The sequence below is a fragment of the Rhizobium sp. AN5 genome, from assembly GCF_900215255.1.
Lineage (GTDB): Bacteria > Pseudomonadota > Alphaproteobacteria > Rhizobiales > Rhizobiaceae > Agrobacterium > Agrobacterium tumefaciens.
The window spans coordinates 1,622,485-1,639,114 of record NZ_OCMJ01000004.1 but is presented as its reverse complement, the minus strand read 5'-3'; the positions used below and the strand labels follow the sequence as shown (position 1 = coordinate 1,639,114).

The window sequence follows — 16,630 nt, the reverse complement described above, 5'->3', positions numbered from 1 at the left end:
ATTCCGAAAGGAACGTGATGCGCTTTGTAAATCCCATCCCTTTCGTGTGCGATATCAACCGCTCCAGGGAGTTTTATCGTGACAGGCTCGGCCTGAAGGTTTTGGACGATTTCGGAAATTTCGTCCTCTTTGAAAGCGGCTTTGCAATCCATGAGGGGCGTTCGCTCGAACAGACGGTCTGGCGGACATCGCCGGACACGGACGAACCTTACGGCAGACGGAACCTGCTGCTTTATTTCGAACATGAGGATGTCGATGCGGCATTTCGGAATATTGCGCCGCATGTGGAGTTGATCCATCCCGTTGAGCGGCAGGCATGGGGACAGAGAGTGTTCCGTTTTTATGATCCGGACGGGCATGCAATCGAGATCGGCGAACCACTCGCCCAGTCCAACGGATAAGCCCGCTTCCAAAATCCGTTTTATGACCCCTGCGAGCGCTGGTGCTCCGCTTTCAGGCGAAATGCCTGTCAGTTTTCTCAACCCGCTGCCTGCATATCCTTCGCTGCCGCTTCGTCAAGCTGGGCGGCCCGCTTGAAGGCGGGGCGGTCGGTCAGATGCGCCATATAGTCCGTGAAGGCCGGACGTTTTTCGATTGTGCCGAACTGCAGGCCCCAGCCGACATGGGCACCCACATAGACATCCGCCGCAGTGAAGTGATCGCCGGCGATGAAGCGGTTTTCGCTGACGGCACGTTCGAGCGTGTTGATCGCATCCGCATAGCTGCCGCAGCCAGCCATACGCAGCTTTTCCTGCGGCACCTCGAAACCCATCGCCTTCATGCTGGTTGTCATTTCCAACGGACCGGCAGCAAAAAACATCCAGCGGTAATAAAGCCCGCGCGCTTTGGGCGTCGGCGCAAGGTTGGCGCCCGGAAAGGCATCCGCCAGATAGGCGCAGATCGCTGCCGCTTCGGTGACAATGGTGTCGCCATGTTTGATGGCGGGCACCTTGGCCATCGGGTTAATCAGCCTGTAGGCAGGTGATTTCATCGACGTCTCGAAGCCCAGTATCTCTGTTTTGTAGGGAACGCCCACTTCCTCGAGCATCCATCGCGCAATGCGTCCGCGCGACATGGGATTGGTGTAGAAGATCAATTCACTCATTGCTTTGCCTCCCCAAGCAAAATTGCAAAAGCATCATTGAAAACCCGCGCGGAGTTCGCGCTGACACGGTGCGTTTTTATAGTCCACAGCATTATCGATTTTCCCGAAGGATCGCGCTGGTAACCACATGAATTTTTGACTGTGCCGGACAAGTTATGTGTCGTTTTATGCTGTTTCAGCTATATATTTTTATTTTTCTGACTGCGGCACGCTGTGGAATCGAAGTTTGCGCCTAGTGCAACATCTAAGCAAGATACTGTGAACAAAAAAAGAAACCCGGCGTTGCGGCCGGGTTTCCTTTTGTCGATATTTCAAACGGGCAGTGCCCTGTTCTTTTAAGCCGCCATCGCCGTCTTGAGGTTTTCATCGATCTTGTCGAGGAAGGCGGTGGTGGAGAGCCAGGGCTGGTCCGGACCGATGAGGAGCGCGAGGTCCTTGGTCATGAAGCCGCTTTCGACGGTGTCGACGCAGACGGTTTCGAGCGTTGCTGCGAACTTTGCGAGTTCTGCATTGTCGTCCAGCTTGGCGCGGTGGGCAAGGCCACGGGTCCAGGCGAAGATCGAAGCGATCGAGTTGGTCGAAGTTTCCTGACCCTTCTGGTGCTGGCGGTAGTGGCGCGTGACCGTGCCGTGTGCCGCTTCAGCTTCAACCGTGCGGCCGTCCGGCGACAGGAGAACGGAGGTCATCAGGCCGAGCGAACCGAAGCCCTGGGCAACCGTATCAGACTGCACGTCGCCATCGTAGTTCTTGCAGGCCCAGACGTAACCGCCGGACCACTTCAGAGCGGAGGCGACCATGTCGTCGATCAGGCGGTGTTCATAGATGATGCCGATTTCATCGAACTTCGCCTTGAACTCGGTCTGGTAGACTTCTTCGAAGATGTCCTTGAAGCGGCCGTCATAGGCCTTCAGGATCGTGTTCTTGGTGGACAGGTAAACCGGCCACTTGCGCATCAGGCCGTACATCATGGATGCGCGGGCGAATTCGCGGATGGATTCGTCAAGGTTGTACATTGCGAGTGCAACGCCGGCGCTCGGAGCGTCGAAGACGTCCTTTTCGATGACCTGGCCGTCTTCACCGACGAACTTGATCGTCAGCTTGCCCTTGCCGGGGAACTTGAAATCGGTTGCCTTGTACTGGTCGCCGAAGGCGTGGCGGCCGACAACGATCGGCTTCGTCCAGCCGGGAACGAGGCGGGGAACGTTCTTGCAGATGATCGGCTCGCGGAAGATGACGCCGCCCAGAATGTTGCGGATCGTGCCGTTCGGGCTCTTCCACATCTGCTTCAGGCCGAATTCCTCGACGCGCTGCTCGTCCGGCGTGATCGTCGCGCACTTGATGCCGACGCCGTGCTTCTTGATGGCGTGTGCCGCATCGACGGTTACCTGGTCGTTGGTAGCATCGCGGTTTTCGACCGAGAGGTCATAATATTCGATGTCGAGATCGAGGTATGGCAGGATCAGCTTGTCCTTGATGAGCTGCCAGATGATACGGGTCATTTCGTCGCCGTCGAGATCGACGACTGGATTGGCTACCTTGATCTTTGCCATGAATTCCTCACCTTCGAAGCTGTGGCGCCTGATGACGCCGGTATTCGGAAAAATATCCGGTGCGGCTATAGCATCGCGCGCGCCTGAGGCAAAGCCATGGGGGGCGCTTTTTTGGCGCGGTGCAATAACGCTTTGCGCATTGCCAAACCATATTGCCGGAATACAGTCAGGCGAATCGCTTCGCCCGTGCGTCGGGCCTACCTCCGGGATCACATCATGCGGAATATTCTGCTTCTGACTGCCGCCGTCCTCTTTTCCCACAGCGCCCTTGCGGCCGGCCCCGCCGATCCCGTCCAGAAGGTGATGGACATTACCGTCAAGAACTGGTCCGGCGATGCGGAAAACTGGAAATACATCTTCGACGAGGACATGCTGACCAGCCTGTTCAGCAAGGACTTCGTTGCCCAATACCGCGAAGCTTCCAAGAAGCCTGCTTACGAGGCGGAAAGCGGCGAGAAAGGCGATCCCTTCGGCTACGATGTGGTGACGAACTCGCAGGATGGCTGTCCGCTGGTGGATGTTTCGGTAACGCCCGGTGAGGTGAAGGACGGCGTGACTGACGTGACGGCGAAGTTCAAGCTCTGGGCCTGCATGGATGAGGCAGAGATGAAGGCAACGGTCGACGAGGTGCATTTCGATGTCATCGAGGAAAACGGCCAGCCTGTCATCAGCGACATTCACCGGGTTGGAGACGAGGGCAGGGATTCGCTGCGCGCAGAGATGGCGGCGATCATCAAGGGCGAATAACAGGGCGTTTTGCCTGCCCCGGCTTTGATTTTGGCGCGGATCTGTGCCAGTGAAGCGCGCTTTAGAGCATTTTCAGGAAAAGCGACGACCGGTTTTCCGTCTGGAAATGCGCAAAAACCATAAAATGCATCGGCCTGAAAATCGATGCGGCGCTTCGGAAACTGGAAAACGACGATGGCAGGCACAAACAGCGAGCTTGAACTTGTGGCGGAAGGCCCGGCGATCATTCTGGTCGAACCGCAGCTCGGCGAAAATATCGGCATGGTGGCACGGGCAATGGCCAATTTCGGTCTTGCCGAACTTCGCCTCGTCAAGCCGCGTGACGGCTGGCCGAACGAGAAGGCGCGCGCCGCCGCTTCCAAGGCCGATCATGTCATCGACGGGACGAAAGTGTTCGAGACGCTGGAAGAGGCGATCAAGGATCTCAATTTCGTCTATGCCACGACCGCGCGGGAGCGTTACGGTTTCAAACCGGTTCGTGCCCCCGTCACCGCAGCCGGCACGCTGCGCGCGAAGTTCAAGGCGGGTGAAAGAACCGGCATCCTGTTCGGGCGTGAGCGCTGGGGTCTTACCAATGAAGAAGTGGCGCTGGCCGATGAGATCGTAACATTTCCGGTCAACCCCGCCTTCGCCTCGCTCAACATCGCGCAGGCCGTGCTTTTGATGTCCTATGAGTGGATGAAATCCGGCATGGACGATCTGGACGAGACGCTTTTCCAGCCTATCGAGCAGCGGCCCTCGACCAAGGAACAGGTCTTCGGCCTGTTCGAACACATCGAGGAGGCGCTCGATGCGCGCGGATATTTTCATCCGCCCGAAAAAAAGCCGAAAATGGTGGACAATCTGCGTGCGGTGCTGTCGAGACGCGGCTTTTCCGAGCAGGAAATCAGTGTTTTCCGTGGCGTGATCAGGTCACTCGATCGTTTTCCCCGGCAGTGGTCCAAGCAGGCAGGCCGGGCCGGAACGGCGGAGGGACCATTGTCGGAGAGGGCTGGGGAGAATGCTGAAGACGACTGAGGCTCTGGCCGATGTTCTCAAACCGGTGCTGGTGTTCGATTCCGGCATTGGCGGGCTGACGGTTCTGCGCGAGGCGCGCGTGCTGATGCCCGAGCGCGGTTTCATCTATGTGGCGGACGACGCCGGTTTCCCCTATGGCGGCTGGGAAGAGGAGGCGCTGAAAGCGCGCATTCTTTCACTCTTTGAGAAGCTGCTTGAAGACTATAGCCCTGAAGTCTGCGTCATCGCCTGCAACACCGCCTTCACACTGGCAGGTGCGGATCTTCGGGCGCGCTTTCCTGATATGACTTTCGTCGGCACCGTTCCAGCTATCAAACCTGCGGCCGAACGCACCCGTTCCGGTCTCGTTTCCGTGCTGGCAACGCCCGGCACCGTCAAGCGCGCCTATACGCGCGATCTCATCCAGTCATTCGCCACGCAATGCCATGTTCGCCTCGTGGGATCGGAAAATCTGGCGCGTATGGCCGAAAGCTGGATCAGGGGCGAGCCGATCTCCGACGAAGCCGTGCTGGCGGAAATTGAGCCCTGCTTCATCGATAGCGACGGCAAGCGCACCGATATCGTTGTTCTCGCCTGCACTCATTATCCCTTCATGGCCAATGTGTTTCGCCGGCTGGCGCCATGGCCGGTGGACTGGCTCGATCCGGCGGAAGCGATTGCCCGTCGCGCGCGCCACCTGGTGCCGCTGCCGCAGGATGCGGAGCATCCAGATGGTTTCGATTTCGCCGTCTTCACTTCCGGCAAGCCGGATTTCGCCACACGGCGGCTGATGCAGGGTTTTGGCCTCAGCGTATCGCTGAGCTGAAAGGCTTGTTGCATTTTTGCATCTATTCTGCCTGACTTTTGCAATTCGAGATTGCGACCTCTTGTCGCGTCCGGCATCTCGTGTAAGATGCATCTTGTCTGTAACCGCTATAAAAAGGAGGCGTGGAATGACTGACTATATGAATATGCGCCTTACCGGCATGCTTGGCTTTTCCGGCATGGTCATCGGCGGTTACATGTCCCGAGGCATCGACCTCCGATAAGGCTTCCTGCCTGATTTCCCTGCCGTTTGGCATCTTCACTTCGTCTGACAGCTGAATTGTGCGTCCGCGCTGCCGCGTGTTGCGCCCGCCGTTCCCGCATGTCGTTTTATCATCGATAAAGGACCTGGCTGCTTCGCCGCGCCGGGACGGATTTCCCATGCAGAAAAATCAACCATTGGTAGCATATGCGCTGCCGGATGCGGTCGACCGTCTGTTCGTCACATTCGGCGTCTGGAAAACCCTGAAAGCGGTTCTCGTCGCGGCAATGGTGCCGCGCCCGCCGCCGACCGATCTTTCCGATCTGCCGGAGCGTCTTCTGGACGATATCGGCTTGGAGCCGTCCGACCGCAAAATGCGGCGGGAGTGGGCCCCTCCTTACTGGGCGCCGCGATTTTGATGACGACAGTCTCTCCGGCGAGAAAATGCCGGGGAGGCTCCGTCGTCCGTTTCAACTGCTAATGATGTTCGAAATGCGCGCCTCTGTCATGCCGGACTGGACCCGGCATCCAGCCACGGCGCGTCTGCGAAGAGTTCATTGCCGTACTTCAGTTTTCCGTAACGGAAGCTGCGGAAAGGCCTGGCATATAGCGCGTTGCACTATCCTCGTGAACGTCCGGGCAGGCGTCACCCCTGATCTTGCCCTGCGGCTGGAGCGGGCAGGGGTCAGCACGGCGCGGCATGGCTTGCCATGCAGTCAAATTACGATCTTGCACAGGCGATGAAACGGCAGCAGCAGCCCGTTCGTCCGCTGGATGACAAAGCGGCATAGCCTCCGAAAAATTGGCTTGATACCGTGCGCTTTTGGTGGCTTGCTCCAAAAACCGAACGGGGGAGATTGCATCATGCCGCTGGAGAACTGGCTGGCCTTCGTGGCCGCATCCGCCATCATGCTTGCCATTCCGGGGCCGACGATCCTGCTGGTGATTTCTTATGCTCTGGGGCATGGCCGCAAGGCGAGCACCGCGACGGTGACGGGTGTGGCGCTTGGTGACTTCACTGCGATGACGGCCTCCATGCTGGGGCTTGGCGCGCTGCTTGCCACATCGGCGGCCCTTTTTACCGGTCTGAAATGGATCGGTGCGGCTTACCTCATCTATCTCGGCATCAAGCTGTGGCGTTCGCCGGTTGGCGGTGAAGGTGGTGAAGCCGCAGGCGTGACGGGCCGTGAGCGGCCGCTCAAGATCTTCCTGCATGCCTATGTCGTCACGGCGCTGAACCCCAAGAGCATTGTCTTCTTCGTCGCCTTCCTGCCGCAATTTCTGGTGCCGACGCTGCCTTTCTGGCCGCAGGTGCTGATTTTCGAAGCGACATTCCTTGTGCTTGCCAGCTGCAATGCGGCCCTTTATGGACTTCTGGCAAGTGCCGCCCGCAATACGATCCGCAAACCCAAGGTTCAGCGCATCGTCAACCGCACGGGCGGCGGTCTCCTGATCGGCGCCGGTCTCATTACATTTGGCTGGAAGAGGGCGGTTTCGGCGTAAAACGCCCGTCGATCGCCTGAAATTCGGACATAACAAAATGGCGTTGCCGCATATTCTTCTTGCCCTGATCACCGTGTTTTTGTGGGGCTTCAACTTCGTTGCCATCAAGATCGGCGTCGCCGACATGCCGCCTTTGTTTCTGACGGGGGTGCGCTATCTGTTTGCGGCCGTGCCGTTGGTGTTCTTCCTGCCCAAACCCAATGTGCCGTGGCGGCATATGATCGTTTACGGCATGGCGATGGGTTTCGTGCAATTCGGCCTGCTTTACCCGGCCATCAAGCTCGGCCTGCCGGCTGGGCTTGCTTCGCTCGTCATGCAGTCGCAGGCCTTCTTCACGCTGGCGCTGGCCGTGGTGTTTCTCGGCGAGCGGCCGTTGCCGTCACAGATCGTCGGCGCAATCGTTGCCTTTGGCGGGCTGGCGGTCATCGGCGTGGAGCGCATGACGGCTGCAGCGTTGATACCGCTGCTGATGGGCGTCGGCTCGGCCATTGCCTGGGCCTGCGGCAACATCGTCAATCGCCGCATCGGCCAGGTGAACGCGGTCTCCTTTGTCGCATGGACGAGCCTTGTTCCCGTTCTGCCGTTGGTCCTGCTTTCGCTGGTGGTGGAGGGACCTGATGCGATTGCGGAAGGGCTGCGCAATGCGACGCCTACGATGGCTCTCGTGGTGATATACATGGCCTATGGTGCGACCATCGTCGGCGCGGGTATCTGGAGTTACCTGCTTCTGCGCTATCCGGCCGGAACGGTGGCCCCATTTTCGCTGCTGGTGCCGATTGTCGGTTTCGTCAGCGCCTATCTCGCTTTTGCGGAGCATATTACCGTCTTCGAAGTGGTCGGTGCCGCATTGGTCATCATCGGGCTGATGCTGAATGTGTTCGGCAGGCGGCTTTCATTTTCGCGCGTCTCGTCCGGGGCCGCATAGATGTGGCGCAATTGCCTGTGCATTATCGGCACGGGGCAGACGCAATCGGTGATTTTTTGGTAAAGAGCATGTTCGGCCGCCGTTACGGGAATCGGCCGGATGACATGCAGCACGAGGAACGGAACATTGCAGGTCGGCATCGACATGGGAACCCTATCGGGCGGGCAGCAGGCCAAGCTCGATATTGAGGAATTGCTTGCAACGCGTTTGCTGGTGCAGGGCAATTCCGGGTCCGGCAAGTCACATCTTCTGCGCCGGCTCCTGGAGCAATCGGCGCAATGGGTGCAGCAGGTCATTATCGATCCCGAGGGTGATTTCGTCACGCTGTCCGACAAGTTCGGCCATGTGGTGGTGGATGGAGAGCGCACGGAAGCCGAGCTTGCGGGCATTGCCAACCGCATCCGCCAGCACCGCGTTTCCTGCGTGCTGACGCTTGAAGGTCTTGACATCGAACAGCAGATGCGGGCCGCTGCCGCTTTCCTCAACGGCCTGTTCGATGCGGATCGCGAATTCTGGTATCCCGTGCTTGTCGTTGTGGATGAGGCGCAGATGTTTGCGCCCTCCGTCGGCGGCGAGGTGACCGAGGATGCGCGCAAGGCGTCGCTGGGCGCCATGACCAATCTGATGTGCCGTGGACGTAAACGCGGGCTTGCGGGCGTCATCGCCACGCAGCGCCTTGCCAAGCTTGCCAAGAACGTAGCGGCGGAAGCCTCGAACTTCCTGATGGGCCGCACCTTTCTCGATATCGATATGGCGCGCGCTGCCGATCTGCTCGGCATGGACCGGCGGCAGGCGGAAATGTTCCGGGATCTGCAGCGCGGCAATTTCGTGGCGCTTGGACCGGCGCTGTCGCGTCGCCCGTTGCCCATCGTCATCGGTGCGGTGGAAACCTCGGCGCGGTCTTCCTCGCCGAAGCTTATGCCGCTGCCGGATGCGCCGCAGGATGTGGAGGATTTGATCTTCACGCCGGACCCGGAAGAGTTCACGCGACCCGCCACGCGCCGCACGCCGCCAGCGCCGCGCCCGACAACCGATATTCTGGCTGAACTCTCCCGCTCCACCCCTGCCGCCGCTGGTCCTTCACCGGAGCAGTCGGCGCGTGCAGGTCAGCCGGAGCTGACGCCGGAGGAGCGCGAAGAGAAGATCGCGGCGGTGCTGGTCGAAATTCTCGACGATCCGCAATCGGCATATCGTACCGACGCCGTGCTTTATCAGGATTTTCTGGTGCGCGCCCGCATGCGTCGTATTCCCGGAACGCCGATGACGCTGGCGGATTTCCGCCGGCAGGTGGCGATTGCCCGCTCCGGCGTGGATGCGGCAATGGCGGCCAGCGAAGGCTGGGAGAAGGCGCTGGAATTGTCGATGTCGGTCTCCGACGATCTGCAAGGGGTTTTCCTGCTGTTGGTCAAGGCGGCGCTCAATGAGGAGCCTTGCCCATCCGACGCCCGCATTGCCCGCGCTTACGGTACTCATTCCGCCCGCCGCGCACGCCGTCTTCTCGGTTATTTCGAGGAGAAGGAGCTTGTGGTGGTACACGCCGATTTCTCCGGCAAGCGCATTGTGGCGTTCCCCGATCTCGACGCGAAGACCGCACCCGGCGATGCGGATGCGGCTGAGGATGATGCGAGGCTGGCGGCGGAGTAAGTTGGGGCAGGGTTTCCTGCCGCCAACATTTTCAGGTGTTACTCGATAGCCTTTGCTTCCTTGCGCGTTGCAATCAGCGAACCGATGATGCCGGTTGCGAGGATGGCGACGGTGACGCCGAGCGAGACGGCGGGCGGGATCTTGGCGATGCCCAGCATATCCGCGACGAAAATCTTCGAGCCGACGAAGACCAGAACCGCAGCCAGCGCGTATTTCAGATAGGCGAAGCGGTGGATCAGGGCGGCAAGTGCGAAATAGAGGGCGCGCAGGCCGAGGATCGCGAAGATGTTCGAGGTATAGACGATGAACGGATCGGTGGTGATCGCGAAGATCGCCGGGATCGAATCGACCGCGAAGATAAGGTCGGCAATTTCGACCATGATGAGTGCCAGAAACAGCGGCGTCACAAAGGTCTTCAGCTTGCCGGTGGTCCCATCGGTCTCCTTGACGAAGAATTTCTCGCCATGCAGCTTCTCCGTTACCGGAAGGCGGCTGCGCAGGAATTTCAGGATGCGGTTATTGCCGATGTCGTTCTCGTCATGGTCGGATGAAAACAGCATCTTGAGGCCCGTGAAGACGAGGAAGGCCGCAAAGAGATAAAGCACCCAGTGGAAGTTTTCGACAATGGCGGCGCCGCCGGCAATCATGATGCCGCGCAGAACGATCACGCCGAGGATGCCCCATAGCAGCACGCGGTGCTGATATTGGCGGGGAATGGCGAAATAGGAGAAGATCATCGCGATGATGAAGATATTGTCCATCGCGAGGCTTTTTTCGACCACGAAGCCGGTGACATATTCCATCGCCGACTGTTCACCGGACTGGTACCAGATCCATCCGCCGAAGGCCAAGCCGATGGCGATATAAAAGCCGGACATCAGCAAGCTTTCACGGATGCCGATTTCCTTGGAATTCTTGTGCAGCACGCCAAGATCGAGCGCCAAGAGGCCAAGGACGAGAGAAATGAAGACCGCCCACATCCATGTGGGGGTACCGAGAAAATCGTTGAGGAGGAACTCCATCAGTCAACCTTTAGCCGGACGAGGTTGGCTTTGCGGATGGGGACGCGTATCAAGAATAAACGTGGGCCCCAACCTTCAAGAGACTCGACATCGCGTGTTGTCCGGTAACACGCCAGAGGGGCCCGAGTCCTGATTACGGCTTAGAAGTGGGTGGGCCTTCCAGCTTTTCAAGGGGCGGTTCGAGAAAAAAGCGGCGGGCTTTGTTTGACAAATTTGTAAAACGTGTTTAGAAGCCGCCCCAACGCCGGGCAGTCATGTCCGGTGTGTTTCGTTGACTGCCTTGCAGTTTATAAGCTGACGTTCGGCGGTCAACATCACCGACATGTCCCGTGGTCTCTCCATTCGCATGTGAGAAACCTGTCAGAGGTCCTGAAACGGGCTTCAGAGGAGGGCGTGTTTCCTCAAACCGGTTTGGCAACAAACCGGCATAACCTATTGAGAAGGAAATACGATGAGCAAGCGCGAATCGGCTAAGTACAAAATTGACCGCCGTATGGGCGAAAACATCTGGGGCCGTCCGAAGTCCCCGGTAAACCGCCGCGAATACGGCCCGGGCCAGCACGGCCAGCGCCGCAAGGGCAAGATGAGCGACTTCGGCACGCAGCTGCGCGCCAAGCAGAAGCTCAAGGGCTATTATGGCGAACTGCGCGAAAAGCAGTTCCGCGCCACCTACGACGAAGCAAACCGTCGCAAGGGCGATACCTCCGAGAACCTGATCGGCCTGCTCGAGTCGCGTCTCGACGCCATCGTCTACCGCGCCAAGTTCGTTCCGACCGTTTTCGCATCGCGTCAGTTCATCAACCATGGCCACGTCACGGTTAACGGCGTTCGCGTCAACATCGGTTCTTACCGTTGCAAGCCGGGCGACGTTATCGAAGTTCGCCAGAAGTCCAAGCAGCTGGTGACCGTTCTCGAAGCTGTTCAACTCGCAGAACGCGACGTTCCTGATTACATCGAAGTCGATCACAACAAGATGGTTGCGACCTATGCTCGCATCCCGGCTCTGTCTGACGTTCCGTACCCGGTCGTCATGGAACCGCATCTGGTCGTCGAATTCTACTCGCGTTAATCGGCGCGTTTCAGTATTGAGAAAGCCGCCCCTCGGGGCGGCTTTTTTGTTTGCTGGGGAAGGCTTTGCATGCAGGACATTCAGGCGATCGTCGATTCCATTTACGACAGCATGGTGCCGCGCCTGGGCGAGGGCAAGGTTGCGGATTACATTCCGGAACTCGCCAAGGTCGATCCGAACCAGTTCGGTATCGCCATCACCACCGTCGACGGAACCACCTATACGGCCGGCAATGCGCTCACGCCGTTTTCGATCCAGAGCATCTCCAAAGTCTTCATGCTGACGCTGGCGCTTGGCAAGGCGGGCGAGACGGTGTGGAACAGGGTGGGGCGCGAGCCATCCGGGTCGTCCTTCAACTCCATCGTCCAACTGGAGCATGAGCACGGCATTCCGCGCAATCCCTTCGTCAATGCCGGTGCCATCGTGGTGACGGATATCGTTCTTTCCGGCCACCAGCCGCGCGAGGCGATTGGCGAGCTTCTGCGCTTCGTGCGTTATCTCGCTGATGATGACACGATCAGCATTGACGACACGGTGGCGAAATCCGAGCAGGCGACGGGTTTCCGCAATTTCGCGCTTGCCAATTTCATGCGGTCCTTCGGCAACCTGCATCACCCCGTCGAATATACGTTGGGCGTCTATTTTCATCAGTGCGCGCTGTCCATGACCTGCGCACAGCTTTCGCGGGCCGGTCTCTTCCTTGCCAATCGCGGCCGCAATCCGTTGAGCGGCCATACGGTCGTGTCAGACCGGCGGGCGCGGCGCATCAATGCGCTGATGCTGACCTGCGGCCATTATGACGGATCGGGCGATTTCGCCTATCATGTCGGCCTGCCAGGCAAGAGCGGCGTGGGCGGCGGCATCATGGCAGTGGCGCCGGGCAAGGCGTCGATTGCGGTCTGGTCACCGGGTCTGAACAAGGTCGGCAATTCGGCGCTTGGGTCGCATGCGCTGGAAATGCTGGCGACGAAAACCGGCTGGTCGGTATTCGGGGCTTGATATTGCGGGCGGATGCGGGCATTTCCTGCATTGAAAATGGCTGAACGCCAGAGCGGGCTAATCATGAACATTGTCACCAGCATCGCAGATGAGGTCGAGGCCGATCAGGACCTAGGCGGAGAAAATGGCGGTTCGCATCCGCTGTTCGACGCGGCACCCCGTTCTGTCTCCTTCAACAAGCTGCGCAAGCGGCTGTTGCGCAATGTGCGTCAGGCCTTCGGGGATTTCGGCATGCTGAACGGCCAGAAGCGCTGGCTGGTCGGCCTTTCCGGCGGCAAGGACAGCTACGGTCTTCTGGCACTGCTGCTTGATCTGAAGTGGCGCGGCCTTTTGCCCGTTGAACTCATTGCCTGCAATCTCGATCAGGGCCAGCCGAATTTCCCCAAGCACGTCCTGCCGGAATATCTGGCGAAGATCGGTGTCGCCCATCGCATCGAATATCGCGACACTTATTCCGTTGTGAAGGAAAAGGTGCCGGCGGGTGGCACCTATTGTTCGCTCTGTTCGCGGCTGCGGCGCGGCAATCTCTACCGTATCGCGCGGGAAGAGGGCTGCGACGCGCTCGTACTCGGCCATCACCGCGAGGATATTCTCGAGACCTTCTTCATGAACTTCTTCCATGGCGGCCGTCTGGCTGGCATGCCGGCAAAGCTGATGAATGACGAGGGCGACCTGATGGTGCTGCGCCCGCTTGCCTATTGCGCCGAAGAGGATATGGCGAAATTCGCGGCGGCGATGGAATTCCCGATCATTCCCTGTGACCTCTGCGGCTCGCAGGACGGGCTTCAGCGCAATGCCATGAAGGAGATGCTGGCTGACATCGAAAGGCGCATGCCGGGCCGCAAGGACGTGATGCTGCGGGCGCTTGCCCATGTCAATCCATCGCATCTGCTCGACCCGAAGCTTTTTGATTTCTCGGCGCTTTCTGTCACCGGGGCGTCACCTGAAGAGCGTACGGAGGCCAGCCCTCCCTTATGAAGAAGTGCCCTTAGCGATGACCCTTTCCGATAAAGATATCGACTTTCTGATTTCCACCGTTGCCGCTGCCGGCCGCCAGGAAATCATGCCCCGCTTCCGCAATCTCGACGCAGGCGCGATTTCCGAAAAGACCTCTGCCGTCGATCTCGTCACCGAGGCGGATATTCTGACGGAAAAGGCGATAACCGCCGCTCTCCTGCAACGGTTTCCGAAGGCCCATATCGTCGGCGAAGAGGCCTATGACGCGGATCAATCCGTTATTCCTGCCCTTGCCGATGCACCATTTGCCTTCGTGATCGATCCAATCGACGGCACTTTCAACTATGCTTCCGGTTTTCCCGCTTTCGGCACGCTGCTCGCCGTCACCGTCAAGGGTGAGACGGTCGCAGGCATCATCCACGATCCTGTCATGGGTGATACCATCCTTGCTCTCAAAGGCGAGGGCGCTTATCTCCACCGCAAGGACGGCTCACAGGCAAGGCTCAAGGTTGCCGATCCCGTGCCATTGTCCGAAATGGTCGGCATATTTTCCTGGGGTCACAGCCATGAAGATCGCCGCCCGGTGATCGCCGCCAATATGGCCAAGATCAAGATGGCGCTTTCAATCAATTGCTCGGCTCATGAATATTGGCTTGTCTCGACTGGCAAGCTGCACTTCATCGGCCACGAAAAGCTGATGCCCTGGGATCATCTCGCCGGCGTTCTCATTCATCAGGAAGCAGGCGGTTACACGGCCCGTTTCGACAATACGCCCTACCGGCCGGGACAGACGACAGGCGGCATCCTGTCGGCACCTGACAAGGAAAGCTGGAAGATGCTGCGCCGGGAAATCGTGGCCTTATAATATTGATGCTTAAATAGAAGGATATCGCCCATGGCTATCGAACTCGACATCGCCTCTCTCGCCAATGCGCTTCAGGAGGCGGCGGCAGTGGAAATCCTGCCGAGGTTCCGTAATCTGGGTGAGGGCGACGTCAGGATAAAGAGCGAGGCGATAGACCTCGTAACCGAGGCTGACGAGGCTGCTGAGCGGCTGATCCGCGCCCGCGTGCAGGAAATCATGCCGCAGGCGCTGTTCATCGGTGAAGAGGCCGTTGCGGCGGATGCCTCGCTGCTTGGCAAGCTTGCGGATGAGGATCTTGCCGTGGTGGTCGATCCGATCGACGGCACCTACAACTTCGCCTCGGGCCTGCCGCTGTTTGGCGTGATGATGAGCGTCATCTCCAAGGGTGAGACTGTTGCCGGTCTCATTTTCGATCCGATGGGCAATGACTGGGCGATTGCCGAAAAGGGTTCCGGCGCATGGCTTTGTGCCGCAGATGGCTCGCAGACGCAGATGTCCGTCGTGCCGGCACCGGCATTGTCGCAGATGGTCGGTATCGCCAACACCGGTTATTTTGACGTGGAGACCCGCCGCAAGATTCTCATGAACCTCGCGGATGTGCGGCTCTTCACCAGCTACCGTTGTGCTGCGCATGAATACCGCGTGTTCTGCGGCGGCCACATGCATTTCCTGATGTACAACAAGCTGATGCCCTGGGATCATCTCGCTGGCACCCTGCTTTCGCAGGAAGCAGGCGCTTACGCCGCCCGTTTCGATGGCTCGCCTTACCTGCCGCGCCACCTTGAAGGTGGCCTGCTGCTTGCTCCTGATCAGGAGACATGGGAATTGCTGCGCGAGAAGATTTTTACGGTTTGAGTGAAGTTCGGGTTTAATCAACAAAAAGGGCGCGGAACCGAGTTCCGCGCCCTTTTTATTTGTCTGTCCGCCCTTAGTGCGTCGGCTTGTTGTGGGCCTGAAACAGCACGCCCTTTTCCCCGATCAGCACGAAGACGAGGCCGATAATGGAGACGGCGAAGAAGCCGGCTACCATTGGCAGCGCCGTGCCATCAAAAGCCTGACCGATAACGGCACCGATCAGCGAACCGCCGACGGTTCCCATGAAGCCAATGACGGACGAGGCCGTGCCGGCGACATGGCCGAGCGGCTCCATGGCGAGCGAGTTAAAGTTCGAGCCGATCCAGCCGAACTGGAACATGGCAAGCGCGAAGAACACGATGAAGATCGCAAAGGGCATCGGTTCCGGCCCAACCATCTGTACCACCAGCCACACGAAGGTGATGGCGATGAAGCCGAGCAGCGACCCGTGCGACAGCTTGCGCATGCCAAACCTGCCGACAAGCCTTGCATTGATGAAGGACGAGAAGGCCATGAACAGGGCGACGCCCGCAAAAGCGGCCGCAAACCATGCGCCCAGCCCGTAGATGCCCTTATAGACCTGTTCGGCGGAATTGATGAAGCCGAACAGCGCACCGAAGATGAATGTGCTGGAGAGCGTGTAACAGAGCGCGATACGGTTGGTGAGCACGATCTTGAAGCCACCGAGGATCGAACGAACCGTGAAAGGCCTGACGTCATCGGCATGCAGGGTTTCCGGTAGGCGGAAGTACATCCAGGCGGTCACGACAGCGGCAATTCCGGCCATGAAGGCGAAGATAAGGTGCCAGTCACCGAAAAACAGCACGATCTGGCCAGTACCGGGTGCGATGACCGGAACGACCATGAAGACCATCATGATCAGTGACATGACTTCCGCCATCTGACGGCCGCCATAGATGTCGCGCACGATCGAAATGGTGATGACGCGCGTCGCCGCAGAGCCGATGCCCTGAATGAAGCGCAGAACCAGCAGGCCAGTGAATGACGGTACGAAGACGACGGCAATGGCCGAAACGATGTAGATCGCCAGCCCGACGAGCATCGGCTTGCGGCGCCCGAAACGGTCCGAGATCGGTCCGTACAGAAGCTGGGCAATACCAAAGCCTAGAAGATAGCTGGAAATGACGTATTGACGGTGGTTTTCATTCACGACGCCAAGTGATGCGCCGATTTCCTGAAGGCCGGGAAGCATGATGTCGATGGCAAGCGCATTCAGCGCCATCAGCATCGCGGCAAGCGCGATGAATTCCGTGCGCCCCATGGAAACGGCGCGCGAAGCGGTGGATTGTGAAAGTTCTGTCACAGGATTGCCCCAAAAAGAACGGCAAAGGCGTTGCATGAAGCA

17 protein-coding genes are annotated in these 16,630 nt (G+C 58.8%); 13 read left to right on the top strand and 4 right to left on the bottom strand.

Going from position 1 to position 16,630, the window contains the following annotated elements; all coding sequences use genetic code 11:
- Positions 1 to 17 precede the first annotated feature (17 nt).
- The gene (locus CRP02_RS20640) at positions 18 to 401 is read left to right on the top strand and encodes a VOC family protein (protein WP_097102959.1); all 384 of its coding nucleotides are present in this window, start codon (positions 18 to 20) and stop codon (positions 399 to 401) included.
- Between the two features lie 77 nt (positions 402 to 478).
- Here the strand turns inward: CRP02_RS20640 and CRP02_RS20635 are convergent, their stop codons facing one another.
- Both CRP02_RS20635 and CRP02_RS20630 read right to left on the bottom strand, forming a co-directional pair.
- Positions 479 to 1,105 carry a glutathione S-transferase family protein gene (locus CRP02_RS20635; RefSeq protein WP_097172153.1) on the bottom strand — a complete coding sequence of 209 codons (627 nt, stop codon included), beginning with the start codon at positions 1,103 to 1,105 and terminating at the stop codon, positions 479 to 481.
- 335 nt (positions 1,106 to 1,440) lie between these two features.
- Positions 1,441 to 2,655 (bottom strand): NADP-dependent isocitrate dehydrogenase, encoded by a 1,215-nt coding sequence (locus CRP02_RS20630; RefSeq protein WP_003516051.1) that lies wholly within the window; start codon positions 2,653 to 2,655, stop codon positions 1,441 to 1,443.
- Between the two features lie 216 nt (positions 2,656 to 2,871).
- Here CRP02_RS20630 and CRP02_RS20625 point away from each other — a divergent pair, with 216 nt between their 5' ends.
- The 7 genes from CRP02_RS20625 to CRP02_RS20590 all read left to right on the top strand — a co-directional run bounded on the left by CRP02_RS20625 (position 2,872) and on the right by CRP02_RS20590 (position 9,497).
- Positions 2,872 to 3,402: a hypothetical protein gene (locus CRP02_RS20625; protein ID WP_174001926.1), complete on the top strand. Its 531-nt coding sequence runs from the start codon at positions 2,872 to 2,874 to the stop codon at positions 3,400 to 3,402.
- 174 nt (positions 3,403 to 3,576) lie between these two features.
- Positions 3,577 to 4,419 (top strand): RNA methyltransferase, encoded by an 843-nt coding sequence (locus CRP02_RS20620; protein WP_097102954.1) that lies wholly within the window; start codon positions 3,577 to 3,579, stop codon positions 4,417 to 4,419.
- Positions 4,403 to 5,224, top strand: coding sequence for a glutamate racemase (murI, locus tag CRP02_RS20615; RefSeq protein ID WP_097100494.1), 822 nt, complete (start codon positions 4,403 to 4,405; stop codon positions 5,222 to 5,224). The genes CRP02_RS20620 and murI overlap by 17 nt, the downstream gene beginning before the upstream one ends.
- 380 nt (positions 5,225 to 5,604) lie before the next feature.
- Entirely contained in the window at positions 5,605 to 5,844 is a 240-nt protein-coding gene (locus CRP02_RS20610; RefSeq protein ID WP_013636401.1) for a DUF1127 domain-containing protein, read from the top strand.
- Positions 5,845 to 6,289: 445 nt separating this feature from the next.
- Positions 6,290 to 6,928, top strand: a complete 639-nt coding sequence (locus CRP02_RS20600) for a LysE family translocator (RefSeq protein WP_097172152.1) — start codon at positions 6,290 to 6,292, stop codon at positions 6,926 to 6,928.
- A gap of 37 nt (positions 6,929 to 6,965) precedes the next feature.
- Positions 6,966 to 7,853 carry an EamA family transporter gene (locus tag CRP02_RS20595; protein ID WP_025593913.1) on the top strand — a complete coding sequence of 296 codons (888 nt, stop codon included), beginning with the start codon at positions 6,966 to 6,968 and terminating at the stop codon, positions 7,851 to 7,853.
- Between the two features lie 126 nt (positions 7,854 to 7,979).
- Positions 7,980 to 9,497: an ATP-binding protein gene (locus CRP02_RS20590; protein WP_025593912.1), complete on the top strand. Its 1,518-nt coding sequence runs from the start codon at positions 7,980 to 7,982 to the stop codon at positions 9,495 to 9,497.
- A 38-nt stretch (positions 9,498 to 9,535) separates the two neighbouring features.
- On the opposite strand, the gene CRP02_RS20585 is transcribed toward CRP02_RS20590, so the two are convergent.
- Positions 9,536 to 10,519 (bottom strand): TerC family protein, encoded by a 984-nt coding sequence (locus CRP02_RS20585; RefSeq protein ID WP_097172151.1) that lies wholly within the window; start codon positions 10,517 to 10,519, stop codon positions 9,536 to 9,538.
- A 451-nt stretch (positions 10,520 to 10,970) separates the two neighbouring features.
- Between CRP02_RS20585 and rpsD the strand changes: the two genes are divergently transcribed.
- The 5 genes from rpsD (at position 10,971) to CRP02_RS20560 (ending at position 15,264) form a co-directional block, all read left to right on the top strand.
- Positions 10,971 to 11,588, top strand: coding sequence for a 30S ribosomal protein S4 (gene rpsD / locus CRP02_RS20580; RefSeq protein WP_003516040.1), 618 nt, complete (start codon positions 10,971 to 10,973; stop codon positions 11,586 to 11,588).
- Between the two features lie 69 nt (positions 11,589 to 11,657).
- Positions 11,658 to 12,587 carry a glutaminase gene (locus CRP02_RS20575; protein ID WP_003495341.1) on the top strand — a complete coding sequence of 310 codons (930 nt, stop codon included), beginning with the start codon at positions 11,658 to 11,660 and terminating at the stop codon, positions 12,585 to 12,587.
- Between the two features lie 63 nt (positions 12,588 to 12,650).
- Positions 12,651 to 13,565, top strand: a complete 915-nt coding sequence (gene ttcA, locus CRP02_RS20570; RefSeq protein ID WP_097172150.1) for a tRNA 2-thiocytidine(32) synthetase TtcA — start codon at positions 12,651 to 12,653, stop codon at positions 13,563 to 13,565.
- Between the two features lie 16 nt (positions 13,566 to 13,581).
- On the top strand, positions 13,582 to 14,409 hold the full coding sequence (locus tag CRP02_RS20565; RefSeq protein WP_097172149.1) for an inositol monophosphatase family protein: 828 nt from the start codon (positions 13,582 to 13,584) through the stop codon (positions 14,407 to 14,409).
- A 30-nt stretch (positions 14,410 to 14,439) separates the two neighbouring features.
- Positions 14,440 to 15,264 (top strand): inositol monophosphatase family protein, encoded by an 825-nt coding sequence (locus CRP02_RS20560; protein ID WP_097172148.1) that lies wholly within the window; start codon positions 14,440 to 14,442, stop codon positions 15,262 to 15,264.
- A 73-nt stretch (positions 15,265 to 15,337) separates the two neighbouring features.
- On the opposite strand, the gene CRP02_RS20555 is transcribed toward CRP02_RS20560, so the two are convergent.
- Entirely contained in the window at positions 15,338 to 16,546 is a 1,209-nt protein-coding gene (locus CRP02_RS20555) for a multidrug effflux MFS transporter (protein ID WP_026331057.1), read from the bottom strand.
- Positions 16,547 to 16,630 lie beyond the last annotated feature (84 nt).